Source organism: Komagataeibacter melaceti, from assembly GCF_003403295.1.
Taxonomy (GTDB): Bacteria; Pseudomonadota; Alphaproteobacteria; order Acetobacterales; family Acetobacteraceae; genus Komagataeibacter; species Komagataeibacter melaceti.
In genome coordinates, this window is sequence record NZ_QUWV01000062.1 from 1 (window position 1) to 493 (window position 493).

Sequence of the window (493 nt, forward strand, 5' to 3'; positions counted from 1 at the left end):
TCCCCGTTTTCAGTCACTTCTGACATCAATCTCATGATGGCGCGGCTGTGGAGCGATCTCGCCGAACGGATCAGCCACGGTGGTCCGGTCATGCCATGATGGCCTGAGGCATGAACCGCGCGATGCACCCCATCCTGTCGGTCGCCATGGCCTGCGCCCTGGCATGCGCGACTTTCGCCCGGGCTCAGGCGCCCCAGTCTGGCCTGTCCTTCCATGATGCGGTCGGAATGGCATGGGCCATTGATCCTGTCCGTACCGAACTGCAGGTCGGCCACCATTCCGCCCGTGCCCGCGCCAGCGCCGCGGGGTCATGGTTTGCTGGTGGTCCAACTCTGTCTGGTGAATACATGGATGACCATATGCTGGGCAGTAACGAAGGCTATACAACGTATCAGGGCGGTGTGTCCGTACCGTTATGGCTGCCGGGACAGGGTAGTGCTACGCAACAGGTCGCAAGCGCGGAAGCCGCGTCGCTTGATGAACAGCTCAATGT

At 61.5% G+C, this 493-nt stretch carries 1 pseudogene; it reads left to right on the top strand.

Features of this window, described 5'->3' with window-relative positions:
- Window positions 1–110 precede the first annotated feature (110 nt).
- Window positions 111–493 (top strand): annotated as a pseudogene (locus DY926_RS08000) (TolC family protein); the annotation flags it as partial.